Raw genomic sequence first — 24245 nt, forward strand, 5'->3', positions numbered from 1 at the left:
ATGGCCACGAAGCGCGTGAAAAAGACCGATGTGGTAAGCCCCAGCTCGGCGGAATTGCGCAAGGCCGTCGAGGCGATCGCGATCCAGCCGAAGAGCGGCAAGATCACCCTGCTGACCCGCAAGCTGTTCAACGTCCTGCTGGCCGTCGCCCAGCAGGCCGACGAGTCTGGCGATACCTACCGCGCGCTGCTGTCCGACATCGTCGCCAACTCGGCGTTCGATTCGAACGATACCGCGCTCGTGAAGGAGCACCTGCGCCGTATGGTGTCGGTGCAGGTCGAATGGAGCCAGGGCACGTCGAGCCAGAAGCCGGGCCGCAAGTGGGGTATTTCCACGCTCATTGCAGACGCGGAAATTCTCGAGGACCCGCAAACCCGTCGCGTCTGGGTGGAGTTCTCGTTCGCGCCGAAGATCAAGAAGAAGCTGCTGGATCCGGTGCAGTACGCCCGTCTGAGCCTGCAGTTCCAGAGCCAGTTGCGCAGCAGCGCGGGGCTTGCGCTCTACGAGATCTGCGTGCGCTATCTGACCAACCCCAGCCATCTGACGATGCGCGAGACCTGGGAGTGGTGGCGCCCGATCCTTTCCGGCACCCCGGACACCGAAGCCGGCGACGAAGCCAAACGCGAATACAAGTACTTCAAGCGCGATTATCTGCGGCCCGCGATTGCCGAAGTCAACGCGGTGACGAATATCTTCGTCGAGTTGATCGAGCATCGCGAGGGGCGCCGTGTCGCCGAAATCCAGTTTCGCGTGACCGAGCGCAAGCAGCCGATGCTCGCGCTCGACGAGCATCCGAATGTATTCGACAGTACGCTCGTCGACCGCATGGTGAAGATCGGTATTCCGCTCAAGGAAGCGCAGTCGCTTTACGCTGACAGCGAAGAAAACCGCATTCGCGCCGCGTTGCAATTGACCGAACAGCGTATGCGCAGCACGAGCTTGCCGCCGGTGCGCAGCGCTGCGGCGCTGTTCAAGGACGCGCTGAAGAAGGGCTACGCGCCGCCGGTCGAGACTGCGGCAGGCGCCACACCGGCCGTTGGCCGCGGATCGTCGGCAGCGGTTGCAGCCGACGATCCGAAGGCGCGGCTGCTCGATGAATACGCGGCCTATCGGCGCAAGGAAGCGCGCTCGCTCTACGAGGAGCAGGGCGACATGGAGCGCGAGCTTGCGCGTCAGTCGTTCGAGACGGATGAACTGCCGGGTCTGGGCTCGCATTTGCGCGATGACTGGCGTCGTCGCGGGCTGGAATCGAAACTGGGCGATACGGCGTTTTTCGACTGGCTCGCGCGCAAGACCTGGGGCGAACCGACCGACGGCGATTTGCTCGCATTCACGCTGAGCCCGACGCGCGCGGCCTGAGCGTCATGTGTGGCCGGCCCGCGCAATGCGGGGCGGTGGAGGTGGGGCCGTTCGGTCGATCGGCCGATTTGAGAGGCGTGGGAGAATCCCGTCCCATCGTCGACGGGCCGCCTGATGCATGGCGGCCGTTGACAAATTCTCCAAACTTATTTCGTCTTCAGGATCTGCTCGATCTGCTGAAGGATCGCGTCGCGCCGATCTTTTGTGAGTCCCTTCAGGCGCAGTTCGAGCCGATCGTCCCCATATGACTTCAGGTCACCGACGGCCACACCATCCAGTTTGATCTCCAGCCGTTGCGCGTAGCGTTGGCGCCCCGCCGGCTTGGGGCTTTCCTGCGCGCTCGCCCGGCCTTTCACGATATCCGCTACCTGACGCGTGCTGAGGTCATCGGCAACGATGCGGTTGATGAGGCGCAGTGTGGCATCGGTCCCGCGCGCGCCGTGATAACGCCCAACCTGATAGGCCATGTTCGAGCCAAACCGGTCCGGGCGCGCCACCATTTCCTGCATGACCAATTCCGGTAACTTGCCGATCGACAGCGCAACCGCAACCGTCGATTCGTCGAGGCCGAGGTGATCGGCAAGCTCGCGCTGACTCTGAAAATGCTGTTCGTCGATGAATCGCTTCCACACCACCGCGTTATCGAACACGGTTTGCGAATCGCGCTGAACGTTCAGGTCATAACCGAGCTTGTAGCTCTGTATGCCGATCGGCAGATCGACGACAACTGCCTTGACGACTTCCTTGTTCGCCTCTTTCAGTGCCCGCACGCGACGGCCACCATCGCTGACGTAATAGCTGCCCGGCGCTGCGTAGTCAGGAATCACGTGGATCGCCTGCTGCTGCCCTTGCTTCGCGAGATTGACGGCCAGTTCTGCGATCGAGGCCTTCAGATAGAAGTGACGCGGATTGAACGGGCTTGGCTTGATGTCCTTGAGCGGCAACTCGATGATCTGCCCCGGACGGTAGCCGTGTGCAACACGCCAGGCATGGTATTCGGCCGACTCATTTTCGAGGCCGGGCGCGTCGTCAAGAACGGGTTCGACTGCAGATTCGAAGCCGGTCACAAGGGCAGGCTGACTCGAGCGTCCAGCGACTTCTCGCGTTTTTGGCTTGTCCTGGACGAGCCCGTCGATGGCGTTAAGGCGATCGAGTGCAGTGCGCTTTTCGCTGCTCGTCGTATCAGGCCGAGCCTGAAAGCCTTTGGCGAATTGGGAGGGTTTCATTCAGGGTCCTTTATGCGCATAAAGTCAGGGGAGCATGGCCGCGATTTCGTCGGCGCATGCGCGCACTTCCACTGCGGCGAGGCGCGCGCCGCGGTCGTTCATTTGCAGAACTGTCTGGCCCAATGCCATTGCCTGCTTGTACGCCTCACGGGTGGGAATTTGCGTTCTGAGCAGAGGGAAACCAAGTTCTTCAAGGGCGCGCTTCAGCTCGCGTGTGAGCATGCGCTTCTCTTCGGTCTTGTTCAGCAGAAATACGGCGCGCAGATCTTCGTTCATGACCTGGGCCTGCTGGATGAGCTTCACGAGACCAACACTCGACCAGTAATCAGCCGGAGAAGACGAAGTCGGAATGACGGCGACCGTAGCGGCCAGCAGCACCACGCCGGAGACCTTCTCCGTGATCGAAGGCGGGCAGTCCACCACGATCACGTCGTAGTCGTTGATGAACTTCTTGATCTCCCGGTGGATCTGGCCACCGGCCTCGGAGAGATTGACCACCGGAAACGGGATGCCGGTGTCACCATCGGCTGACGCACTAGCCCAATGGACCAGTGTGTTTTGGCCATCGGCATCCACGACGAGCACCCGTTTCCCTTTCTCGTGGAAGGCCGCGCCGAGATGCATCGCGATCGTGCTCTTGCCGACCCCGCCCTTTTGTTGAGTGACTGCGATTATCTCTGCTGCCAATTGGTATTCTCCTTTTTGCTATTAGCTTGGGATTTTACCTGGAATGTTTTTCAGTTCAATGATTTTTGGCGTAATATGCAACGAAATTAGCCATTCGGACAAGATTTATGCGCATAAAGCTCGCGCGGAGGTATCTGGATGCTGCATAGCGGTCGCGTGCGGTTCTGGAGTCACCTCGCAACGTCTTTGATGCGTGACGTACATCGTTGAACTAACACGCACATTGGAGATGACCCGCGCGCGCCACAGCGCTTTATGCGCATAAAGTCAGCCCCACTCCCCCATCGCATATCGGCCTCACACAAGCGCGACCGAGAGACCTCATCGCGCATCCCAAGCGTGGGCACATGGCAGCAACAGTGGTTAAGCACTCAGAGGCCTTCGTCAACCGAGGCTTCATACGCCGACCAGCCCGCCCCCGGTAAAATCACAGCGATTCCCGGCCTCACCGAGGCACAGCCACCACTCCCCTCTCGTACTTCAGACGTCATGATCACGATCTACCATAACCCTCGCTGTTCCAAGTCCCGCGCGGCTTGCGAACTGGTGTCCAACTCGACGGCGAACGAGCCAGTCGAGATGATTGAATACCTGAAGCAGCCGCTCACCATCGACCAACTGAAGGCGCTGCACGTGATGCTCGGCGGCCCGCTGCTCGACATGATCCGCACCAGTGAAACCGAGTACGCGGATCTCAGTCTTGATGCACCCGGCGTGACAGATGATCAGTTATACGAAGCAATTGTGCGGCATCCGATTCTGCTGCAGCGACCCATCGTCGTACGCGATGGCCGTGCCGTGATCGGCCGCCCAACCGAAAACATCGCGGCGCTGCTCGGTTGACATCGCTGCGTTGCTCACGCGCCGAAAGCGAGCGAATCGCAAGCGCGAGAGCCCGCGTGCATGGACGAGACGCCATCTACGCCATGCACGCACGGAAATTGCAGATTTGCTAACCTGCAGACGAATCCCACGCGAGGCCCGTATCCATCGGCTCTCCACGTAAGTTGTCCACAAGTTTATGCCCAAAAACTGTGGATAAATTCGCGTAACCCCCGGTTATCCACAGCGGCGCGCGGCTACTGGCCAGGCCTGCGCGCGTGCGCATCGCCGAAATGCGCTCGCGTCTATGATGATGTTTCTTTTCGCTGCGCTTCGCGCGCCCCTCCGAGGAAACCGAAATGGCCTACAAGATCGCAGTCGTGGTTGGCAGTCTGCGCAAGGATTCATTCAACCGGCAACTCGCGCACGCGGTGACATCGCTGGCCCCCGCTGATTTCACTTTCGAGTATCTCGACATTGGCGTACTGCCGCTCTATAGCCAGGAATACGACGCCGACTATCCCGAGGTGGCGCGCCGCTTCAAGCAGCAGGTCGAAGCAGCCGATGGGCTGCTCTTCGTCACGCCCGAATACAACCGCTCGATTCCGGGCGCCCTGAAAAACGCGCTCGACTGGGGTTCGCGGCCGTGGGGCTCGAATTCGTGGCGCGGCAAGCCGGGCGCGGTGCTCGGTACGTCGCCGGGGGCGACCGGCACGGCGCTTTCGCAACAACATCTACGTAACGTGCTCGCCTATCTCGACGTCGTGCTGCTCGGTCAGCCCGAGATGTTCATCAAGCACGACACGGGCCGCATCAACGAGAAAGGCGAAATCGTCAACGAGCACACGCGCAAGTTCCTGCAAGGTTTCGTCGATACGTACGTGGCGTGGATCAAGCATCAACTCGGCCGCTGACGCCTGATCACGCCGAACGCCGCACTGCGCGAGCGGGCTCAATGCAGCGTGCGACGCTGCCCCGGCATGTCCTTGTGGTGCTCGGGCGTGTCTTCCTCGTACTCGAGGAATTCGTCCGGAATCTGCGGCGCGGCGCCCGCGGCGGGCCGCGTCGCTTCGGGCGCGGCTGGAACGTCCACATGATGCGCGCCCATCACCGCGCCGGCGCCGGGCGCGCTTGCGGAAGTGAGCACGGTCGCCTCGGCCTCGCTGGTCTGCCACATCGGTTCGACGGTGGGGCCAAGCGTGGGCTCGACAGCGGTTTGTTCGCGCGCTGCTTCCGTTTGCGGGGCACGGCGACGCAGGGCATCGGCGAACTCGGAGAGACCCAGTTCATCGAGCGCCGAGTGCTCGCGCGCGACTGGATGGTCCGCCGCTGGCCACGCCCACGGCGTGCCGCGTAGCGCAACGTCCGTCGCGTGCTCCTCGCGCAGCGTCTCGTACGCGAGATTGGCGTGTGCCTCGTCGCTCACATGCACGCCGATGCGCACCGATTCGCCCGGCGGCGGCGTCATGCCGGTCTGGGCTTCGGTGGTTCGGCGCACGTCGCCCGTCGTCGAGAAAAAACTTCCCACGAGCCGCTCGATGCCAGCCAGCACGCCCTCTGTGCGCGCCGGCAGGTCGATGTCGCCCGCCGCGAAGCCGCGTTGCAGCAGCGCGTCCTGCGCGTGGCGTGCTTCGTCGTAGGTTTGGAAAACGCCTGTCACGGTCTGTTTCATGGCAGCCTCCTTCGCCAGATGGCGACGCCCCGCGTACATCATGCGCCGATTGCGCGTCGATAGTGCATCGGCTGGCGCATGCTGTGCGCGACGTCTAACCGCCTGATTCTGCGGGTCGCGCTGCCTGCCGCAATCCTCGTGCCGCGAGGCCTGTCACGCGTGTCCTGTCAGGCCCGCGGGCTCGGGAGCGTCGCGTCGTGGTCGCGCTTGGCACGCGCCTGGCGGTCCTCGCGAATCGCCTCGAGCATTTTCTCCAGCAGCGCGATGTCGAACGGCTTCGACAGCACACGCACATCGGCATTGCGCGTGCGCTCGAGCTCCTCCGCGTAGCCCGTCACGAGGATCACGGGCAGATCCGGCTCGAGCCCCTGCAGCGCCTCGGCCAGATCGATGCCGTTCATCGTCCCCGGCATGTGGATGTCGGAAAGCACGAGGTCGAAGCGCGGCGTGTGCTCGCCCTCGGCAAGCGGCGCTTCGACCCGTTGCAGCGCGCTCGCGGCGTCGCTCGCGCAGGTCACGCGGTGGCCCATCATCTGCAGGAGCGCCTCGGTGCCGGCCGCGACTTCGTCGTTGTCCTCCACGAGCAGCACGTTCAGTCCATGCTGCACCTGGGCGCTCTCCTCGCGCGGTTCGCTCGGACGTTGCGCGGGCGGCTCGGCAAGCGAGCGCGGCAGATACAGGTGCACCGTCGTGCCCGCGCCGATCGCGCTGTCGATCGCGGCGAGGCCGCCGGTGCGCTCGCAGAACGCAAACACCTGCGGCAGCCCGAGGCCGGTGCCCGTGCCCTTCGATTTGGTCGTGTAGAGCGGCTCGAACGCGCGCGCGAGCACGTCCGGCGGCATGCCTGTGCCCGTGTCTTCGAGCGTGACGTGCACGAAGTCGCCGTCGAGCGGGAACCCTTCGTCGGGCCGGAAGCTGATGTTGCGCGCACGCACGGTGAAGCGGCCGCCGTTGGGCATCGCGTCGCGCGCATTCACGGCAAGATTGATGAGCGCGAGTTCGAATTCGGCCACGTCGACGAGCACGGGCCACACGTCGTCATCGACGTTGACGACGAGCGACACCTTCGCGCCCAGCGACGCGCGCATCAGCTCGCGGGCCGCGGGCAGCCAGCGCCCCACATGGATCGTTTCGTTGCGCAGCGGCTGCTTGCGCGCCACGCCGAGCAACTGGCGCGTGAGCGACTGGCCGCTCTTGAGCGCACGCTCGACCGCCGAGAGTTCGCGCTCGAAGCCCGCCGCGCCCCGCCGCCGCGCGATCTGCACGTTGGCCGAGACGATCATCAGCAGGTTGTTGAAGTCGTGCGCGACGCTGCCCACGAGGTTGCCGAGCGCTTCCATCTTGCGCGATTGCCGATAGGCGGATTCGATCGAGCGGCGCATCGAGGCTTCGGCCTGCCAGCGCTCCCACGCCTCCTCTTCGGCGGCGAGGCGCCGCAGCGAAAGCCAGATCACGCACCACAGCGCGATCGACGGCGTGAACATCGAGATGATGAGCACGCTCAGATGCCGGTACCAGCCCGCCCAGATCGCCGGCGTGCGATACGCGCAGGTCACGTAGACGGGGTATGCGCCCACGCGCCGGAACGCGAGGATCACGTTGCTGTCGAGCAGCGCGGAATGCATGCGCACGACGCCGGACTCCGTGCCGCGCTGCAGCGCGGCGCCAAGCGGCGAGCGCGGCGTGATCACCGACGCGTCAGCGCGCGGCGGCGGATCGAAGGCGAGGATCGTGCCGTCGCTGCGCACGAGGCCGAGCGACATCGGCGAATCGGGGCCGAGCAGGTCGCGGTAGAACGAGCTGAAATAGCCGGGGCGCAAGGCGACCGAGACGAGACCCGCGAACGCGCCGGCGTCGTTCAGGCGCGCCACGCCCATGTTGAAGACGGTCTCGCCGCTCACCCGGCCCTGCATCACGCGCGAGACGTGGTCGATCACGCGGCCGTCGCGGATACCGGTGAAATCGTCGCGCGCGGCGATCGACACCGGAGGCGGCGGCGAATAGCGGCTGCTCGCGAGCAGCCCGCCGTCGCTCCCGAAAATCGACACCGCGGCCACCTGCGGGTAACCGCCGCCGATCGCGTCGAGTTTCTCGTGGATCTGCGCTTCGTTCGCGCGGATGCCGTCGTCGCTCAGGCCGCGCACGAGGTCGACCACGCGCGCGTCGAGCGCCTCGTTCATGTCGAACACCTTGAGCGCGTGCTCTTCGGCCACGCGCACGGTGCGCAGCGTGGTGTCGGTGGCGTCGGCTTCGCGCGCGCGCAGGTCGTTGTACGCCATGGCGGCCACGTAGATGCACGGCAGCACGATCGCCGCGACGAGCAGCGCGAGCAGCGTGCGCCGGCGCACCGTGAAGTCGTGGCCGGGCGCGGCCGGAAACGGCGCGTCGTCGGCGGGGGGCGGCAGGGAGGGGCGTTCGTCTGGCCGCTCGGGCCGGTCAGCAATCATCGTACGGAAAAGCAGGGAAAAGACGGCGGAGCATGCGACATGATAAACGACCGCGATGACGCCCCGACGGCCAGTGGATGTCCGGTGCGCCGCGAGCATCGTCTGGCAAGCACGCCGCCCAGGGGTTTTCCTCTTCCTTAAGCCGAATTCGCGAAAATCGGCGAAGCGCAAACGTACCACAAAGGGATAATCGACGCCCTTTATTTAAGGGGTGGATCATTTATTTCCATAAACTAGCCAGAATGAGTCGATTTCGTTCGTTGATTGATTAACGGCGAGTTGCATTTGATTCAATTTGATTCGAGAATCGCGGACAAGATAAATAACGCATACGCATGAAAGCCATGTCGCCGCGAGGTCGCATGGCCATGCTACGGGGTGGCTGCAGGCATGCAGACGAGGGCCTTCACAACCGGCGCACGGGTTGCCGGTATCCATGGGTCGACGGCACGGCGACGGCGCAGCCATGCGCCTTGTGTTCACACGCCAGCGCGCGGATCCGTTCATGCGTTATGCATTATTCGGCCGGTTCGCAATTTTCTTTGAGGTTTTTCCTAAAGTAATTGCCCGTGCCGCCGTTAAACCGTTGAAACGCACTCCGTCCAACGCACACTCATTCAGCATATCCATGTCCTTGCCCATCGTGATCGCCGATGACTCGCTGTTAGCCCGCAAGGTGCTCACGAAGGCGCTGCCCGAGGACTGGGACGTTGCAATTTCGTACGCGTCGAACGGACACGAAGCGCTTGCGCACTACCGCGCCGGTCGTGCGGCCGTCATGTTCCTCGACCTCACGATGCCCGATATGACGGGCTTCCAGGTCCTGGAAGCATTGCAGCACGAAGACCTGAACACGTTCGTGATCGTCGTTTCAGCGGACATCCAGCCTCGTGCCCGTGAGCGCGTGCAGGCGCTCGGCGCGGCAGCGTTCGTCGCAAAGCCGGTAACCCAGGAGGCGCTGCTGCCCATCCTGAAGGAGTACGGGTTGTATGCCTGATCGAGTGTTCACGGAACTCCAGCGCGACGCGCTCCAGGAGATCGCCAATCTCGGCATGGGGCAGGCAGCGACGCGACTGTCGGGGCTGCTCAATGCGTTCATCGAGCTTTCGGTGCCGCGCGTGCGTGTGGTCGCCGTATCCGAGGCCGCGGCGGCGCTGCGCGAAATGACCGGGATCGACGGCCCGGTCGCGGCCGTGCGCCAGGGCTTTCGCTCGGAGATCAAGGGCGAGGCGCTGGTGATCTGCCGCAGCGGCGAGATCGCCGAGCTGGGCAGCCTGGTCGGCGGTCCCTACGCCACGATCGGCGACGACGCGCTCACCGAGGAAGAGCTGATGTTCGACGTCGCCAACGCGCTCACGGGCGCGTGTGTCTCGTCGATGCTCGACCAGCTCGGCCGCATGCCGGTGTTTTCGCAGCCGGGCCTGCTCGGCGAGGCGATCATGCTCGACGAGGTGTTCCAGCCGGGCCTGCTCGCCTGGGACGTCGCGCTGCTCGTTGAAGTCAATTTCGCGCTGGAAGACCAGCGCTTTCGGGCCCACCTCGTCATGCTGATGGCCGAGGAATCGATCCATGTCGTGAGCCGGGCCATCGACGCGTTGTTACATAGCCTATGAACGAGCCAGCCGGGTTGCCAACGCTGTCGGACCTCGTCGTCGAGCGGGTAGGTTTCGGCATTTTCGTGGTCGATCGCGACATGAGCGTGCTGAGCTGGAACCGCTTCATGCAGGACCACAGCGGCGTGACGGCCGAGGACGTGATCGGCCGCTCCATCTTCGAACGCTTCCCCGATCTGCCGCGCGCGTGGCTCACGCGCAAGGTGGAGAGCGTGTTCCAGCTGGGCAGCTTTGCGTTCAGCTCGTGGGAGCAGCGTCCGTATCTGTTCCAGTTCGACCATGACCGGCCGATCACAGGCGGTGTGGACTACATGCAGCAGGACTGCACCTTCATGCCGCTCATGCGCGGGCGCGATGTGATCGCCGTGTGCGTGACCATCTCGGATGTCACGCACGTGAGCGTCATGCAGCGCGAGCGCGAGGAGGCCGTGGCCAAGCTGCGCGAATACGCCGATCGCGACGGCCTTACCGGCATTGCGAACCGGCGCTTTTTCGAAGCGCGCCTCGCCGACGAATTCCTGCGCTGGCAACGCTACGGCGGCGAGCTTTCGATGCTGCTGTTCGACCTCGACCACTTCAAGCGGATCAACGACGAGTTCGGCCACATGGCCGGCGACACGGTCCTGCGCTCGATGGCGCAGCGCGTGTCGGGCGTGGTGCGCAAGCAGGATGTGTTCGGGCGCTTCGGCGGCGAGGAATTCGCACTGCTGTTGCCATGCACGCCGCTGGACGACGCGCTCTACGTGGCGGAGAAGATCCGCTGCACGATCGGCGACGAGCCGATCGAGGTGCAGGGCGTGATCGTGCCCGTGACGGCGAGCGTCGGCGCCGCCACCGCCCGCACGGGGGCGCCCGACTACGAAGGCATGATCAACGAGGCCGACGCCGCCCTTTACACCGCAAAGCGCCAGGGGCGCAACCGCTCGGTCGCGCTCGCCTGAGACCTGGCGGGGCGCAGACGGCTCCCGCCTCAATCAACCTCATCGCCCCATGTTCCGGGGCGTGCGCCCCATACTATGCGCCCCGACTCAACTGCGGCGCACCCCAAAGATTGCTATACTTTTGCCCGTTTCCGGCCTTGCGCGCGCCATGGTGGGCAATTTCAGGGTCGGATGCCTCGCGCGTGTCCGCGCGCGCGGGCGACCCGCGGCAATGCGGGCCCGAATAGAGTCGAACGCCCGTTGAGGGCGCCCCCAGCGGAGATCGTCTTGGCCGTTTCCAATCTCGTCGTGGACGATACACAACAAACCGACGCCGCCGCCGCTTCGTCGGGCAGCTCGTTTTATCTGGCGATGCGGATCCTGCCCCCTGCGCAGCGCGACGCCATGTATCAGGTCTACGCCTTTTGCCGCGCTGTCGACGACATCGCGGACAGCGCCCTGCCGCGCGCCGAGCGCGCGGCAGGGCTCGACCAATGGCGCGCCGACATCGATGCGTGCTACGCCGGCACGCCGCGCGCTTCGCTCGCGGCGCTTACGCGTCACATCCATACGTTCGGGCTTCAGCGCGAAGACTTCCACGCGATGATCGACGGCATGGCCATGGACGCCGCCGAGGACATCTGCGCGCCCGACGAGGACACGCTCGACCTGTACTGCGACCGCGTCGCGAGTGCCGCGGGCCGGCTGTCGGTGAGAATTTTCGGGATGCAGGAGGAGCCGGGCCGCTTGCTGTCGCACCATCTGGGGCGCGCGCTGCAGCTCACCAACATCCTGCGCGACATCGACGAAGACGCGGATATCAACCGCTGCTACCTGCCGCGCGAGCTGCTCGCGCGCGAAGGAATCGCAGCGGGCAATCCGCACACGATCGCCGCCGACCCGTCGCTGCCGCGCGTGTGCGAGACGCTCGTGCAACGCGCCCGCGCGCACTTCGCGCGAGCCGACGCGATCATGGACGCCGCGCCCCGCGCGCAGGTGAAAGCGCCGCGCATCATGTCGGGCGTCTACCGCGTGCTGCTCGAGCGCACCGTGGATCGCGGCTTCGACCTGCCGCGCACGAAAGTCAGCAAGCCGCGCGCACGGCTCATGTGGATCGTCGCGCGCTACGCGCTGTTCTGATGCCTCGGCTAGTCCACGTCATCGGCGCTGGGCTTGCGGGCCTCGCGACGGCCGTGCGGCTTCAGCGGCGCGGCGTGCAGGTGGCGCTCTACGAGGCCGCCGGCCAGGCAGGGGGACGCTGCCGCTCGTATTACGACCGCACGCTTTCGGCGACGCTCGATACGGGCAATCATCTGGTGCTGGCGGGACATGCGCGCACGCTCGAATACGTGCGCACGATCGGTGCTGGCGACGCGCTTTCCGGCCCCACCGAGCCGGGCTTCGCGTTCATGGATATCGCGGCGCGCTCGCGCTGGACGGTGCGCTTCTCGCGCTCGCGCATGCCGTTCTGGATCGGCGATTCGCGCTCGCGCGTGCCGGGTACGCGCGCCGCTGACTATCTGGGGCTGCTGCCGCTGCTGTTCGCCAAGCCAGGCCGCACGATGGCGCAGACCATGCGCTGTGAAGGCGTGCTGTGGGACCGGCTGCTGCATCCGTTTTTCCTCACGGCGCTCAATGTCGAGCCGCGCGTGGGCAGCGCGGAGCTGGCGGGCGCGATGCTGCGCGAGTCGCTCACGGCCGGCGGCGATTCGTTCCGGCCGCTGACGGCGCGCGGTGGGCTTTCCAGCGCGTTCGTCGATCCGGCCTTGCGCATGCTCCAGCACGGCGGCGCGACGATTCGCCTTGACTCGCCGCTCAGGGAGATCGTGTACGACGACGCGGCGGGCCGCGTCGTCGCACTCGATTTTCCAGACGGGCGTATCACACTCGCCCCCGACGAAGCCGTGGTGCTGGCCGTGCCCGGTGTGGCCGCCGCCGCGCTCGTGCCTGCGCTGCAGGCGCCGCAGCGCCACAATGCGATCGTCACGGTGCACTACGCCGTGCCGGCGCCGCCGGGCCTCGTCACGCCGATGGCGCTCGTCAACGGCACGGCCCACTGGCTGTGCACGGCCGAAGGGCGGCTTTCGGCGACGATCCACGACGCGCACGGCGTGCTCGACCTCGATCCCGAGGAGATCGCGCGCCGCGTGTGGGCAGACGTGGCCGAGGCGGCCTCGCTGCCGCTCGAGCCGCTGCCCGCCTGGCGTGTGTGCGCCGATGCGCGTGCGACCTTCGCTGCCGTGCCCGACGAGGAGTGGCGCCGCCCCGCGACGCGCACGCGCTGGAACAATCTGATGCTTGCAGGCGACTGGACGGCTACCGGTCTGCCCGCGACGATCGAAGGAGCGATCCGCTCGGGCCGCAAGGCCGCCGAGCTGCTCCTGACCGAAAATTTGGAACGTAGATGAACGATTTATCCCAAGCCACGCCGACCGAAGATCTGGCCAGCAGCCTCGCCGGCGCTGACGTTGCCGACGCGCCGGCCGTGGCGATGCCCACTCCCTCGTTTGCCGACGAGACGGCCGCACCGCTCGCATCGCTCGACGCCGCGGTCGCGCGCGCGACCGACACGATCCTCGCCGACCAGCGCGCCGATGGCCATTGGGTCTACGAACTCGAAGCGGACGCCACGATTCCGGCCGAATACGTGCTGCTCGTGCATTACCTCGGCGAAGAAGCGAACCTCGAGCTCGAACAGAAGATCGCGCGCTACCTGCGTCGCATCCAGTTGCCGGAAGGCGGCTGGCCGCTCTTCACCGACGGCGCCATGGACGTGAGCGCGAGCGTGAAGGCTTACTTCGCACTCAAGATGATCGGCGATGCCGAAGACGCCGAGCACATGGTGCGCGCGCGCGAGGCGATCCTCGCGGCGGGCGGCGCGGAGCACGTCAACGTGTTCACGCGCATCCTGCTCGCGCTCTTTGGCGTGGTGACGTGGTACGCAGTCCCGATGATGCCCGTCGAGATCACGTTGCTGCCGCAGTGGTTCCCGTTCCATCTTTCGAAGGTGTCGTACTGGGCGCGCACGGTGATCGTGCCGCTGCTCGTCCTGGGTGCGAAGCGCCCGGTCGCGCGCAACCCGCGCGGCGTGCGCATCGACGAGCTGTTCCGCGGCGCACCGGTGAGCGTGGGCCTGAACGCCCGCTCCCCGCATCAGAGCAAGGGCTGGTTCGGCTTCTTCCGCGCCGTGGACGGCGTGCTGCGCGTGACCGATCCGCTCTTTCCGACCTACCTGCGCCAGCGCGCGATCGACGCCGCGGTGGCGTTCGTGGACGAACGCCTGAACGGCGAGGACGGCCTGGGCGCGATCTTCCCGGCCATGGCCAACGCCGTGATGATGTACGACGTGCTGGGCTATCCCGCCGATCATCCGCATCGCGCCATCGCGCGCCAGTCGCTCGAAAAGCTGGTGACGGTTCACACAGGGGAAGCGTACGTCCAGCCCTGCCTTTCACCGGTGTGGGACACGTCGCTCGCGGCGCACGCGTTGCTGGAGACTGGCGACGCGCGTGCCGAGGAAGCCGCGCGCCGGGGCCTCGAATGGCTGCGTCCGCTGCAGATTCTCGACGTGCGCGGCGACTGGATCTCGCGCCGCGAGGCGGTGCGTCCGGGCGGTTGGGCGTTCCAGTATGCCAACCCGCACTACCCCGACGTCGACGACACGGCCGTGGTCGTGGCCGCGATGGATCGCGTGGACAAGCTCGACAACACGAAGGCCTACGACGCCCCCATCGCCCGCGCGCGCGAATGGGTGGTCGGCATGCAGAGCAGCAACGGCGGCTGGGGCGCGTTCGAGCCGGAAAACACGCAGTACTACCTGAACAACATCCCGTTCTCGGATCACGGCGCACTGCTCGATCCGCCGACCGCCGACGTCTCGGGCCGCTGCCTCTCGATGCTCGCGCAGCTCGGCGAACTGCCGGCTGCGAGCGAGCACGCGCGCCGCGCGTACAACTACCTGCTCGAAGAGCAGGAGGCCGACGGCAGCTGGTATGGCCGCTGGGGCATGAACTACATCTACGGCACGTGGACGGCGCTCTGTGCGCTCAACGCGGCCGGCCTCGCGCACGACGACCCGCGCATGAAGCGCGCGGTGCAATGGCTCGTGCAGATCCAGAACGACGACGGCGGCTGGGGCGAAGACGGCACGAGCTACAAGCTCGAATACCGCGGCTATGAGCGCGCCACGAGCACCGCTTCGCAAACGGCGTGGGCGCTGCTCGGCCTGATGGCTGCGGGCGCGGTCGATCATCCGGCGGTCGCGCGCGGTATCGACTATCTGCAGAAGACGCAGCAGGAACATGGCCTTTGGGACGAAACGCGCTTCACGGCTACGGGTTTTCCGCGTGTGTTCTATCTGCGCTACCACGGCTATCGCAAGTTCTTCCCGCTGTGGGCGCTCGCGCGCTACCGCAACCTCAAGCGCGCGGGCGTGACGCGCGTCACGGTCGGTCTGTGAGCGTGGCGGCTGGTGTAAAAGCGCGCGCCTTGCCCGTAATCGCGGTGACGGGCATGGCCTTCGAGGCGAGCATTGCTGCGGGCAAAGGCCAGGACGGCGTGCGCGCCGTCTTCGCCGCGCGCGCGGATCTGCTGCAGCGCGCGCTCGCGGCGGCGCTCAAGGACGGTGCGGCGGGCATCATCAGCTTCGGCACGGCGGGCGGTCTTGCGCCCGATCTCGAGCCGGGTACCCTGGTGATCGCGCAAGCGATCGACGGCCCGTTCGGGCGCGTGGCGACCGATGCCGCCTGGAGCGCACGCATGGCCGACGCGCTGATGGCCTCGCCGCTCGCCGCCAAAACACGGCGCGGCGTGGAGGCAGCCGTTGCCGCGCCGCTCACCGGTGCGGCGGACAAGGCGGCGCTGTTCGGCGCGTGCGGAGCGCTCGCCGTCGACATGGAATCGCATCTGGCCGCGGCAGCGGCAGCCGCGCATGGCGTGCCGTTCGCGGTGTGTCGTGCGATCGTCGATCCGGCCTGGCGCAGCCTGCCGAAAGCAGCAATGGCCGGCTTGCGCGACGACGGCACGACAGCGGTGTTCCCTGTCCTGCGCGAGCTGGCGCGCGACCCGGCGCAACTGGGCGGCCTGCTGCGTGTGGCGGCGGATGCGAAAGCGGCCCGCCAGTCGCTAAGCGCTGCGCGCCAGGTGCTGACGGCCAGCGGCGCCTTTTTCCCCACATGACCCTTGCGGGCTATTGAATTACCTAGGGTAAACCCCTATCTCTGGTAACATCTCAGTGTTAACCCTGGGCTCATCTCAGCGAACTGGGGGCGAATCACATTTCGGGGAGTTACCAGCCATGAATTTCCATACTCGCAAGTGGGTCAAGCCTGAAGACCTGAATCCGAACGGCACGCTGTTCGGCGGCAGCCTGCTGCGCTGGATCGATGAAGAAGCGGCGATCTACGCGATCTGCCAGCTCGACAACCAGCGCGTGGTGACCAAGTTCATGTCGGAGATCAACTTCGTGAGCTCGGCACGTCAGGGCGACATCATCGAGCTTGGGATCACAGCCACGGATTTCGGCCGCACATCGATCACGCTGCGCGCCGAAGTGCGCAACAAGATCACGCGCAAGAGCATTTTGACGATCGAAAAAATGGTGTTCGTGAACCTCGGCGCGGACGGCGTGCCGGCCCCGCACGGCCGCGAACGCATCCGTTACGCCGACGAAGCCTACGAGCGCTATCGCCAGACCGTGCAGACATCGGCGGACGCCACGGTGCTGGCGGCGGCAAACGAGGCGGAGCGCCTGGCCGAGAGCGAGGACGTTGCGGTGCATTGAGCTTGCATTGAGCTGTATGCACGGCGCGAACGAAAAACCCGGCAACCTGGAAAGGTTGCCGGGTTTTTTGCGTTTCCGCGATTTCAAGCATGCTTGATTTGAACGCTTAGCCAGACTAGACTAAGCTGTAATAACTGGAGGCGCTATGACCTACGTGAACATGCTGGAAGCCAAGTCGTCGCTCTCACGACTCGTCGAGGATGTCGAGCTTGGACGAGAAAAGGAAATCATCATCGCTCGCGGCGGGCGGCCGGTCGCGCGGCTCGTGCCGCTTGCACCAGAAGCGCCGGTCGAACGGCGCATTGGGGTCGCCAAGGGCGCATTCGAGGTGCCCGATGATATCGATGCGCACAGCGAAGAGGTCGCAGCGCTGTTCAACGGGCGCGGCGCGTGAACGTTCTACTCGATACGCACATCGCGCTTTGGGCTATCGCAGATAGCCCAAAGCTGCCGGCGGCAGCGCGCGAACTGATTCTGGCGCCGACAAGTACGATTTATGTGAGTACCGCGAGCATCTGGGAAATCGGCATCAAGTATTCCCTGCAGCGCGGCGACATGCCTCTGTCCGGAGAAGCGGCGCTGCACTACTTCAGACAAGCGGGATATCGCATTCTGGCAATCGAGGCCGAGCATGCGGTGGCGGTCGAATCGCTGCCATTGCACCACCAGGACCCGTTTGACCGGTTGCTCGTGGCGCAAGCATTGACCGAACCCCTGCGGCTGATATCGCACGACCGGCAGGTCGCGCGATACAGCGATACCGTCGTTCTGGTCTAGAGTCCGATCGCGCCGGACGGCAATCCTTCAAGGCGCCGACGCCGGTTTCGCAGGCGCGGCCGTCACACCCGAAGCCGGCGCGGCAGCCGAAGCCGCAACAGGTGCCGATGCCATAGCCGGCGCGGAAGCCGCCAGTGCCGCCACCGCGGCAGCCGGACCCGCGCCAGCCGCCGCCGTGCTTCCCTCGCCCGGATCATCGTAATTCGGCAGACCATTGTTCGAAGCGCCGGGACCGCCGGTGGCGCCAGCACCGCCGCCACCCGCACCACCCGACTCGCCCGGGTCCTCGTAATTGGGCGCACCGTTCTCGTTCGGCGTTCCTTCCCCGCCCGGCTCGCCGTAATTGGGCAGCGGCGCATTGTTGCCACGTCCGCCGCGAATCAGCGATTCGCGTTGCTGGCGGTACGCGTCGCGCACGAACGAATACGGGTCGAGCGCCGCCTGCTTGAGCAGGTCGGTCGCGCCGAGCAGGTCGGCGCGCGCGCTGATGAACTGCGCGAGATACATCGGATTGCGCACCGCCGGCTCGAAGTAGTTGATGACGTTGAACTTCACGTCCACGCCCATGCCGATGCCGTCGCGCACCGAACTCGGCCCGAACAGCGGCAGCACGAGATACGGGCCGGCCGGCACGCCGTAATGACCCATCGTGAGTCCGAAGTCCTGGTGGTGCTTGGGCAGGCCCGCCGCCGTCGCGAAGTCGATCAGGCCGCCCAGACCGAAGGTCGTGTTCATCGCAATGCGCATGAGATCCTCGACGGCGTCGGTGATCTTCAGCTGCAGCAGGTTGTTTGCGAAGTTGTCCGCGTCTCCGAGATTCGAGAAGAAGTTCGTGATCGCCTGGCGCAGCGGCTGCGGCGTCACCTTCTGGTAGCCCTTGGCGATCGGCTGCGCGACGTAGGTGTCGAGTTTGTCGTTGAACGTGAAAATCGCGCGATTCGCGGGCTCGAACGGATCGCCCGGCTTGCGGTCGGGGCCCGTGGCGCAGCCCGACGTCACGAGGAGCGCCAGGCTCGCCGCCGCCATGGTGAGCGCGGCTTGATTCTTCTTCATTGGTCGATCCCCTGAATTTCCGATCTCGCGCGTTTTGCGCGCGGCTTGCCCATCAGCACCGGCTGGAACACCACGGCGCCTATCAGCGTACAGAACAAGGACAGTGCGAGCAGCTTGCCCATGCTCGACGTGCCCGGATGATGCGATAGCCACAGGCTCCCGAACGCCGTGGCCGTGGTCGCGGCGGAAAAAAGCACCGCGTGTGTGAGGCTCGAATGCAGGAGGCCGGTTTGCCCCGCGCGCCAGGCCATCACGAAATAGATTTTGAACGCGACGCCGACGCCGAGCATCAGGGGAAGCGCGATGATGTTGGCGAAATTTAGCTGAATTCCAAATACGACGCACAGTTCGAGCGTGACGAGCGCCGATACCAGCAGAGGAATGAGCGTGCGCAGCACGTCGCCGAAATTGCGAAGCGTGATCCAGAGGAGAGCCGTGATGAGCAGTACCGACCACCCCGCCGCCTCGAAGAACGCGAGGATGATCACGTTCGCCGAGTGCAGGATCGAGATCGGGCCGCCGATCGCGTTCGGCTCCGCCGCCTTCACGGCGTGCGCGAAGCGCGCGAGCATCACGTCGTCATTGGAATCGACGCCCGGCGGCACGCGCGGCGCCACGTCCACGATCGCCTGGCCAGTCGGCGCCACCCAGTCGCGCACCATCTCGGGTGGCAGGTTTTCACGCGTGATTTCCGAGGGCTGCAAAAGGCGCGCGAGCTGCGCGAAGGCGAGCTTGAGCGTGAGGCTGAAAGCGGTTTCGGCGCGGTCGCGCGTGGCCGGGCTCGCGGCCGCGAGCTTGTTGAGCGAGTCGGACAGATGCTTCGCCTCGGCCGCGCCCGGCCCGGGGTGGTCGCTCGCGGCGAGCGAGAGCTGGTTGGCCGCGCGCTTGAGCGTCTGCACACGCACTTCGTCGGTCACGGGCGTGGACGGCTGCTGCGTGAGCGCGGGCAGAAGCTGCTGTGCGGCGCTCGAGATCAGCATGAGCTTTTGCTGCTGATCGTCGGGAATGAGCGAGCTGAGCGTCGTTGCACGTGCCACTTCCGGCAGCTTCGAGAGCCGCGCGGCGATCTTGTCGGCCTCTTCGAGCGACGGCGCGAGCACGCTCACGTCGTTGATCGAGATGACGGGCGAGTTCTTGAGTGCGAGCAGCGTCGCCATCGACTCGGTATGCGGATCCTTCAGATGAAGCGGGTTGAAGTCGAAGCGCAGATGGAACAGCAACGGCATCGCGCCCACCACGATGACGAGCGTGGTGAGCAGCACCGGCTTGCGATGCTCGGCGAGCCATTTGTCGACCGGTGCGAGGAACGCGAAGCCCGGCGAGGCGCGCTCGCCCCTGGGGTTGAACAAGCGGATGAGCGCCGGCAGCACCGTCATGTTGCAGACGTACGCCACGAACATGCCCACGCCCGCGATCTGCCCAAGTTCCGAGAGGCCCTTGTACGCGGTTGGCAGGAAGGAAAAGAAACTTTCGGCCACGGCGATCGCCGCGAGCGTGAGCGGCACGCCAATGTTGCGCGCGGTCTTGAGGAGCGCGGCGTCGAGCCGCTCGTCCTGAAAGCGCTCTTCGCGATACTTCACGCCGAACTGCACGCCGAAATCGACGCCTAGCCCCACGAACAGCACCATGAACGCGACCGAGAGCATGTTGAACGAGCCGATCATCATGAGGCCGAGCGCGGCCGTGATGACGAGGCCGATCACGAGCGTGATGAGCGTTGCGCCAATCAGCTTGCCCGAACGCAGCGCGAGCCACAGGATGGCGAGCACGACGATGATCGTGATCACGCCGTTGAGCGCGGCGCCGTCCTGGACCGAGGCAAACTCGTCGTCGGCGAGTGGCTGTTCGCCCGTGAGGCGCACGCGCGCGCCGAATTCGGTGTCGAGGTGAAGCGAGGCGGCGGTCGCGCGGATCGCCTCCGCAGCGTTCGCACCCGCCTTGAGCGCGGCGAAATTGAGCACCGGCTGCACCGTGACGAACGCGAACGCGGGCTTCGTGGCCGAGTCCTTGTCGACGAGCGCGCGCCACGAGAACGCGGCGGGTTTGCCGGCCAGGACCTCGTCGACGACATTGGCGGCGCTGCCAAGCAGATTTGCCATTTGCGGCAATTTGATCTGACCGATCGTGAGCGGCAACTGCAGCGTGGTCGTGAGCGTACCGGCAAGACCCGCGAGGCTTGGGTCCTTCGCGAGCTGGTTCACGAGCGGGCGCGCTTGCACGAGCTGGCCCGTGGTCGAGAGCACGGTGGCCGTGGACGGAAAGAGCAAGCCGTTGTGCTGGAAGAACGGGCCGCCCGCAGGCTGCGAGACGGCGCTGAATTCGCGCGAGTCGGCTTTGAGCGCCTGCGCGAGCTTGTCGGCGGCGGCGTCGGCGAGCTCGGGCGCGTCGGCTTCGACGACCACGAGCAGCGAGCTTGCGCGCTGCGGGAACGCCTTGTCCTTGGCTTCGCTCAACGCGGCCCATTGGGCCGTGTTCTCGACGAGACCGCTGACGTCGGTGTTGATCTTGAAATTTCTTGCGACGTACACGCCGGAAAGCACGGCGAGCACGATCGAAAGTGTGATCACCCACGCCGCGCGGCGCACCGACCAGGCGACGAGGCTAATGATGAATGGCTTCAGCATACAGGCGAGGGGGCCCTGTCAATTGGGTTCTTTGACGCGAAACGCACAAGTATACCGGCCCCGCCCGTCCCGGCGCGGCTCATGCACTCCGAGCGTCGGGCGGCGCGTGGGCAGCGAGTGCGCCAAAGCCGTTATACTCACTCAGCCAGCCGCGCGGCGGTTGCGTGAATGCACTGCAGCGCACGCACTGAACCGCACTGTACCGGCGCTTGAATATCACTGTTCCAGAAGAGCGTATGAAACGTTACCTGACCGCATTTTTCGTCGCCGCCTGTTTCACGGGCGTTTCGGGCGCGGCGTTCGCGCAGACCTCGCCGGACGCCACCGTCAAGGCCGCCGTGGAAGGCACCGTGAAGGCGATGCAGGCCGACCCGCAGGCACGCGGCGGCGATATGAACAAGATCACCGAGGTGGTCCAGACCCATTTCGTTCCCGCCACCGACTTCAAACGCACCACGCGTATCGCCGTTGGCAAACCTTGGGCGACGGCCACGCCCGAACAGCAGCAGAAGCTGTATGAGCAATTTCAACTCCTGCTCGTGAAGACGTACGCGTCGTCGCTCTCGCAACTTCGCGATACTCAGGTGAACTTCAAGTTCGCGCCCTCGAACACGGGTGCCGGCGCGAAGGACACCGTGGTGCAGTCGCATGTGCTCAGTAACGGCGGCGACGACGCCATCGACTACCGCCTCGCGCAAACGCCCAGCGGCTGGAAGATCTACGACATCAACATGATGGGCGCCTGGCTGATCCAGGTCTACCAGACGCAATTTGCCGACCAGATCGCCAAGGGCGGCATCGACGGGCTCATCAAGTTCCTCGTCGACCACAACGCGCGCAGCTGATCGCCGGCCGGTGGTTGCACACGCATTGTGCTTCGTAAGGGCGCTTCGGGTAATCCGGAGCGCCCTTTTCACTTCCGGCGGTGCTCCACCGCGAACTTGATCAACTCCGCCTGGCCTTCGATCTCCAGCTTGCGCTTGAGATTCAGCCGGTGCGTTTCCACCGTGCGCACCGAGAGCCCCTCGCGCTGCGCGATCTGCTTGCTCGATAGCCCTTGCGCCAGCGCGTCGAGAATATCCCGCTCGCGCGGCGTGAGCCGCTCAACAGGCGTGCTGCGCGCCGACGCCTGGATCATGCGCGCGCTCAACCCCGCGCTGAAATAGGTGCGCCCGGCCAGCACCGCCTCGATCGCGCGGATGATCTCGGTGGCCGGCGAATCCTTGAGCACATAGCCGCTTGCGCCCGCGCGCACCGCCTCGGTCACGTATTCGACGTTGTCGTGCATCGAAAGCATGAGCACGCGGATGGCCGGAAAGCGCTCGTGGAAGATGCCCGCAAGCGCGATGCCGTTGACGCCGGCCATGCCCACGTCCATCAGCACGAGATCGGGTTCGAGCGACGCCGCTAGCGCGATGGCCTCGTCGGCGTTGCCGGCCTCGCCCGCCACCTCGAAACCCGGCACGGCTTCGAGCCGTGCTCTCAGGCCGTCGCGCACGAGAGGATGGTCGTCCACCAGGACGAGGCGCGCGGGTCTCGCGCCGGGGCTGGTCGATTCGTTCACGTTTGCATTCGTCATCGTCATGTCGGCGTTCCTGATACGGCGGCGGCTTTGGATGCGGCATGAGTCGCAACGGGCACCCACGCGGTGACGAGCGTATGGCCGGGCTGCGAGGTGATGTCGAGGCGGCCGCCAAGAGACTCCAGCCGCTCGCGCATGTTGCGCAGACCCAGACCCGCGCGCGGGTCGGTTAGCGCGTGCGTCACGTCGAAGCCGCGACCATTGTCGGCGATGCTGAGCGTCACGCCGTTCGCCGTGACCTCGAGCGTAAGCGCGGCGCGCGCCGCCTGCGCGTGCCGCACGATGTTGGTGAGCGCTTCCTGCGCGATGCGAAAGAGCACCGTGTTGACGGCGTCGGGCAGCGCGCTCGCCTGTGCTTTCCTGCTCGCAGGCTTCGGCGCGGCTTGCGTGAAGGCGATCTCGATGCCCGTTTGCTCGGCCAGTTCGCGCGTGAGTTGCTCCAGCGCGGCGGCGAGGCCCAGGTCGTCGAGCATCGAGGGGCGCAGCGCGTGCGAGATGCTGCGCACTTCGCGCAGCGTGTCCGAAAGCCGCGAGAGACCGGTCGCGAGCGACGCTTCGGCGGCGGGCACGCGCGTTTCGCCGCGCTCGAAGCGCGCGAGCGCCGACTCCAGCAGCAGCTTTACCGAAACGAGCATCTGGCTAATGCCGTCGTGCAGTTCGCGCGAGAGCCGCGCGCGCTCCTGCTCCTGCGACTCGACCACTTGCTGCGCGAGGCGCTTGAGCTTGGCGTCGGCGCTGCGGTGCTCGCTCACGTTGAGCACGAGCGCGCCGAGCGCGATCACGAGCACGCCTGCGAGTGCGATCACGCCGAGCCACTGAATGGTGTGCTCGATGTTCGCTAAGGCGCGCTCGTCGATGTGCGCGAGCGTCGAATCGACGTCGTCGAGATAGATGCCGGTGCCGATCATCCAGCCCCAGCGCGGCAGCGGCACCACATAGCCGAGCTTCGGCGCGAGCTTGCCCGTGGACGGACGGTGCCACATGTAGCGCACATACCCGCCGCCCTGCCTGGCTGCGGCAATCAGCTGCTGGATCGTGAGCGCGCCTTGAGGGTCGCGCAGGTTCCAGAGATCCTGGCCGACGAGCGCCGGCTCGCGCGGATGCATGAGCGAGCGGCCGTGCATGTCGTAGACGAAGAAATAGCCGTCGGGGCCGAAATCCATCTTCTGCAGCACGGCCAGCGCGGCTAGCTGGCGGTCGGCTTCGCTGGCTGGAGCGGGCAACGCGGCGCTGGCGTTCTCCTCGGGCGCGTAGAGCGGCGCGATGGCGCTCGTGGCCAGCTCCACGTAATGACGCAGCTCGATCTCCTTGCTCGACAGATAGGCGCTCTGCATGGTCGCGTGCTGCGTTTGCGCGAGCTGCGTGGCCTGCTGGCGCACGCCGATCCCGATGCCGGCAATGGCGGCGAGGAACGGCACGACCGCGAGCAGGAAGATTTTCGTCTTCAGGCGGCGCTCAGCAAAGAAAAATGGGGTGGGCATGACTGGGTTCGGGAACTGAGTCTTCAAGCATAACCGGACGTGCACATCGTGGCGATCGCCGTCGATAACGAGGCCGACTACAAGGCGGCGTGCGCGGGCGTGGACGCTGCACTCCCCGACTCGACGCGCAAGATGGCGCCCTTGCGCGACGCGTACGACTGTCGTTGAGCGCGCAACGAATTGTTGTCTTTCCTACGTAG

The 24245-nt window shown here is 65.5% G+C and carries 23 protein-coding genes; 15 read left to right on the forward strand and 8 right to left on the reverse strand.

The genetic code is table 11. The features are described 5' to 3' along the window. A partial coding sequence (locus L0U83_RS14360) for a replication initiation protein (RefSeq protein ID WP_233883958.1) occupies positions 1–1359 on the forward strand: 1359 nt, incomplete at its 5' end. 146 nt (positions 1360–1505) lie between these two features. Here L0U83_RS14360 and L0U83_RS14365 read toward each other — a convergent pair. Together L0U83_RS14365 and parA are read right to left on the reverse strand one after the other, a co-directional pair. Further along, the gene (locus tag L0U83_RS14365) at positions 1506–2585 is read right to left on the reverse strand and encodes a ParB/RepB/Spo0J family partition protein (RefSeq protein ID WP_233883962.1); all 1080 of its coding nucleotides are present in this window, start codon (positions 2583–2585) and stop codon (positions 1506–1508) included. 24 nt (positions 2586–2609) lie between these two features. After that, complete coding sequence (gene parA / locus L0U83_RS14370) at positions 2610–3272, reverse strand: ParA family partition ATPase (RefSeq protein WP_233883963.1); 663 nt, start codon at positions 3270–3272, stop codon at positions 2610–2612. A gap of 489 nt (positions 3273–3761) precedes the next feature. Between parA and arsC the strand changes: the two genes are divergently transcribed. Continuing rightward, complete coding sequence (arsC, locus tag L0U83_RS14375; RefSeq protein WP_233883964.1) at positions 3762–4115, forward strand: arsenate reductase (glutaredoxin); 354 nt, start codon at positions 3762–3764, stop codon at positions 4113–4115. Between the two features lie 338 nt (positions 4116–4453). Continuing rightward, positions 4454–5008, forward strand: a complete 555-nt coding sequence (locus tag L0U83_RS14380) for an NADPH-dependent FMN reductase (RefSeq protein WP_233883965.1) — start codon at positions 4454–4456, stop codon at positions 5006–5008. A gap of 38 nt (positions 5009–5046) precedes the next feature. On the opposite strand, the gene L0U83_RS14385 is transcribed toward L0U83_RS14380, so the two are convergent. Both L0U83_RS14385 and L0U83_RS14390 read right to left on the reverse strand, forming a co-directional pair. Next, on the reverse strand, positions 5047–5766 hold the full coding sequence (locus L0U83_RS14385; RefSeq protein WP_233883967.1) for a hypothetical protein: 720 nt from the start codon (positions 5764–5766) through the stop codon (positions 5047–5049). A gap of 167 nt (positions 5767–5933) precedes the next feature. Beyond that, positions 5934–8213 carry a hybrid sensor histidine kinase/response regulator family protein gene (locus tag L0U83_RS14390; protein ID WP_233883970.1) on the reverse strand — a complete coding sequence of 760 codons (2280 nt, stop codon included), beginning with the start codon at positions 8211–8213 and terminating at the stop codon, positions 5934–5936. 628 nt (positions 8214–8841) lie between these two features. On the opposite strand from L0U83_RS14390, the gene L0U83_RS14395 reads away from it, so the two are divergent. The 10 genes from L0U83_RS14395 to L0U83_RS14440 all read left to right on the forward strand — a co-directional run bounded on the left by L0U83_RS14395 (position 8842) and on the right by L0U83_RS14440 (position 17305). Further along, positions 8842–9210, forward strand: coding sequence for a response regulator (locus L0U83_RS14395; protein ID WP_201699526.1), 369 nt, complete (start codon positions 8842–8844; stop codon positions 9208–9210). Further along, the gene (locus L0U83_RS14400) at positions 9203–9826 is read left to right on the forward strand and encodes a chemotaxis protein CheC (protein ID WP_110383369.1); all 624 of its coding nucleotides are present in this window, start codon (positions 9203–9205) and stop codon (positions 9824–9826) included. Before L0U83_RS14395 ends, L0U83_RS14400 begins: the two co-directional genes overlap by 8 nt. Continuing rightward, positions 9823–10767 carry a sensor domain-containing diguanylate cyclase gene (locus tag L0U83_RS14405; RefSeq protein WP_233883972.1) on the forward strand — a complete coding sequence of 315 codons (945 nt, stop codon included), beginning with the start codon at positions 9823–9825 and terminating at the stop codon, positions 10765–10767. The genes L0U83_RS14400 and L0U83_RS14405 overlap by 4 nt, the downstream gene beginning before the upstream one ends. Positions 10768–11034: 267 nt before the next feature. Continuing rightward, on the forward strand, positions 11035–11886 hold the full coding sequence (gene hpnD, locus L0U83_RS14410) for a presqualene diphosphate synthase HpnD (RefSeq protein WP_233883977.1): 852 nt from the start codon (positions 11035–11037) through the stop codon (positions 11884–11886). Beyond that, the gene (hpnE, locus tag L0U83_RS14415) at positions 11886–13154 is read left to right on the forward strand and encodes a hydroxysqualene dehydroxylase HpnE (RefSeq protein WP_233883983.1); all 1269 of its coding nucleotides are present in this window, start codon (positions 11886–11888) and stop codon (positions 13152–13154) included. Before hpnD ends, hpnE begins: the two co-directional genes overlap by 1 nt. Next, a complete protein-coding gene (gene shc, locus L0U83_RS14420) occupies positions 13151–15205 on the forward strand; it encodes a squalene--hopene cyclase (RefSeq protein WP_373321054.1) in 2055 nt (684 codons plus the stop codon). The genes hpnE and shc overlap by 4 nt, the downstream gene beginning before the upstream one ends. A 53-nt stretch (positions 15206–15258) precedes the next feature. Further along, positions 15259–15924 carry a phosphorylase gene (locus tag L0U83_RS14425; protein ID WP_233886516.1) on the forward strand — a complete coding sequence of 222 codons (666 nt, stop codon included), beginning with the start codon at positions 15259–15261 and terminating at the stop codon, positions 15922–15924. 118 nt (positions 15925–16042) lie between these two features. After that, positions 16043–16528 carry an acyl-CoA thioesterase gene (locus tag L0U83_RS14430; protein ID WP_233883986.1) on the forward strand — a complete coding sequence of 162 codons (486 nt, stop codon included), beginning with the start codon at positions 16043–16045 and terminating at the stop codon, positions 16526–16528. 145 nt (positions 16529–16673) lie between these two features. Continuing rightward, positions 16674–16922 (forward strand): type II toxin-antitoxin system Phd/YefM family antitoxin, encoded by a 249-nt coding sequence (locus L0U83_RS14435; protein ID WP_233883989.1) that lies wholly within the window; start codon positions 16674–16676, stop codon positions 16920–16922. Next, positions 16919–17305, forward strand: a complete 387-nt coding sequence (locus L0U83_RS14440; RefSeq protein WP_233883993.1) for a type II toxin-antitoxin system VapC family toxin — start codon at positions 16919–16921, stop codon at positions 17303–17305. Before L0U83_RS14435 ends, L0U83_RS14440 begins: the two co-directional genes overlap by 4 nt. 27 nt (positions 17306–17332) lie before the next feature. Here the strand turns inward: L0U83_RS14440 and L0U83_RS14445 are convergent, their stop codons facing one another. Both L0U83_RS14445 and hpnN read right to left on the reverse strand, forming a co-directional pair. Then, positions 17333–18358 carry an MlaA family lipoprotein gene (locus L0U83_RS14445; RefSeq protein WP_233883996.1) on the reverse strand — a complete coding sequence of 342 codons (1026 nt, stop codon included), beginning with the start codon at positions 18356–18358 and terminating at the stop codon, positions 17333–17335. Beyond that, a complete protein-coding gene (gene hpnN / locus L0U83_RS14450; RefSeq protein WP_233884000.1) occupies positions 18355–20982 on the reverse strand; it encodes a hopanoid transporter HpnN in 2628 nt (875 codons plus the stop codon). The genes L0U83_RS14445 and hpnN overlap by 4 nt, the downstream gene beginning before the upstream one ends. A 236-nt stretch (positions 20983–21218) precedes the next feature. Here hpnN and L0U83_RS14455 point away from each other — a divergent pair, with 236 nt between their 5' ends. Beyond that, on the forward strand, positions 21219–21827 hold the full coding sequence (locus tag L0U83_RS14455; RefSeq protein WP_233884003.1) for an MlaC/ttg2D family ABC transporter substrate-binding protein: 609 nt from the start codon (positions 21219–21221) through the stop codon (positions 21825–21827). Positions 21828–21895: 68 nt separating this feature from the next. Here L0U83_RS14455 and L0U83_RS14460 read toward each other — a convergent pair whose 3' ends face one another. Beyond that, entirely contained in the window at positions 21896–22561 is a 666-nt protein-coding gene (locus L0U83_RS14460) for a response regulator (RefSeq protein ID WP_233886517.1), read from the reverse strand. 2 nt (positions 22562–22563) lie between these two features. Next, entirely contained in the window at positions 22564–24045 is a 1482-nt protein-coding gene (locus tag L0U83_RS14465) for a cache domain-containing protein (protein WP_233884007.1), read from the reverse strand. A 39-nt stretch (positions 24046–24084) separates the two neighbouring features. Between L0U83_RS14465 and L0U83_RS40530 the strand changes: the two genes are divergently transcribed. Further along, a complete protein-coding gene (locus L0U83_RS40530; protein WP_267939363.1) occupies positions 24085–24213 on the forward strand; it encodes a hypothetical protein in 129 nt (42 codons plus the stop codon). Positions 24214–24245 lie beyond the last annotated feature (32 nt).

The sequence above is a fragment of the Paraburkholderia flagellata genome (assembly GCF_021390645.1).
GTDB classification, from domain to species: domain Bacteria; phylum Pseudomonadota; class Gammaproteobacteria; order Burkholderiales; family Burkholderiaceae; genus Paraburkholderia; species Paraburkholderia flagellata.

Bases quoted from the DNA above. Each gene is read 5' to 3' on its own strand.
- L0U83_RS14425 (WP_233886516.1), top strand. From the start codon at position 15,259: ATGGCCTTCGAGGCGAGCATTGCTGCGGGCAAAGGCCAGGACGGCGTG.
- hpnN (WP_233884000.1), bottom strand. From the start codon at position 20,982: ATGCTGAAGCCATTCATCATTAGCCTCGTCGCCTGGTCGGTGCGCCGC.
- arsC (WP_233883964.1), top strand. From the start codon at position 3,762: ATGATCACGATCTACCATAACCCTCGCTGTTCCAAGTCCCGCGCGGCT.
- L0U83_RS14390 (WP_233883970.1), bottom strand. From the start codon at position 8,213: ATGATTGCTGACCGGCCCGAGCGGCCAGACGAACGCCCCTCCCTGCCG.
- L0U83_RS14460 (WP_233886517.1), bottom strand. From the start codon at position 22,561: ATGACGAATGCAAACGTGAACGAATCGACCAGCCCCGGCGCGAGACCC.
- L0U83_RS14395 (WP_201699526.1), top strand. From the start codon at position 8,842: ATGTCCTTGCCCATCGTGATCGCCGATGACTCGCTGTTAGCCCGCAAG.
- L0U83_RS14455 (WP_233884003.1), top strand. From the start codon at position 21,219: ATGAAACGTTACCTGACCGCATTTTTCGTCGCCGCCTGTTTCACGGGC.
- hpnE (WP_233883983.1), top strand. From the start codon at position 11,886: ATGCCTCGGCTAGTCCACGTCATCGGCGCTGGGCTTGCGGGCCTCGCG.
- L0U83_RS14385 (WP_233883967.1), bottom strand. From the start codon at position 5,766: ATGAAACAGACCGTGACAGGCGTTTTCCAAACCTACGACGAAGCACGC.
- shc (WP_373321054.1), top strand. From the start codon at position 13,151: ATGAACGATTTATCCCAAGCCACGCCGACCGAAGATCTGGCCAGCAGC.
- L0U83_RS14405 (WP_233883972.1), top strand. From the start codon at position 9,823: ATGAACGAGCCAGCCGGGTTGCCAACGCTGTCGGACCTCGTCGTCGAG.
- L0U83_RS14380 (WP_233883965.1), top strand. From the start codon at position 4,454: ATGGCCTACAAGATCGCAGTCGTGGTTGGCAGTCTGCGCAAGGATTCA.
- L0U83_RS14445 (WP_233883996.1), bottom strand. From the start codon at position 18,358: ATGAAGAAGAATCAAGCCGCGCTCACCATGGCGGCGGCGAGCCTGGCG.
- L0U83_RS14400 (WP_110383369.1), top strand. From the start codon at position 9,203: ATGCCTGATCGAGTGTTCACGGAACTCCAGCGCGACGCGCTCCAGGAG.
- L0U83_RS14465 (WP_233884007.1), bottom strand. From the start codon at position 24,045: ATGCCCACCCCATTTTTCTTTGCTGAGCGCCGCCTGAAGACGAAAATC.
- L0U83_RS14435 (WP_233883989.1), top strand. From the start codon at position 16,674: ATGACCTACGTGAACATGCTGGAAGCCAAGTCGTCGCTCTCACGACTC.
- L0U83_RS14365 (WP_233883962.1), bottom strand. From the start codon at position 2,585: ATGAAACCCTCCCAATTCGCCAAAGGCTTTCAGGCTCGGCCTGATACG.
- L0U83_RS14430 (WP_233883986.1), top strand. From the start codon at position 16,043: ATGAATTTCCATACTCGCAAGTGGGTCAAGCCTGAAGACCTGAATCCG.